Genomic DNA, 255 nt, shown 5'->3' with positions numbered 1-255 from the left:
CAGGGAAAAAGTGGTTACAACCCAGAACCTACGCTTAAGTTGGGTAGTGAAGGGGCACCACTGTCTCTTACAGTGGCTAGCGAACAGCGCAAGCTTGAGGTTGCGGCCTTGGTTGAGCAGAACAAATTGTTTGCTAATATCGAAGTCGACGCCACAGCAGATGAGAACATCGCTGAGTTAGAAGGCATACTAAACAAGCCTAAAACCCAACGCTTCGAAAAAACGCCTGAGCGCAACGACCCGTGTAGCTGCGCT

At 50.2% G+C, this 255-nt stretch carries 1 protein-coding gene; it reads left to right on the top strand.

Annotated features, from left to right (window positions below):
- Positions 1-255: PBPRA1643 family SWIM/SEC-C metal-binding motif protein (locus AB4585_RS25450; protein WP_372171562.1), on the top strand; the 255-nt coding region annotated here is incomplete at both ends.

This window comes from Vibrio sp. 10N.222.49.C9 (genome assembly GCF_041474985.1).
In the GTDB taxonomy this organism is placed as follows: domain Bacteria; phylum Pseudomonadota; class Gammaproteobacteria; order Enterobacterales; family Vibrionaceae; genus Vibrio; species Vibrio crassostreae_C.
This window is presented reverse-complemented; position numbering and strand designations above follow the sequence as displayed.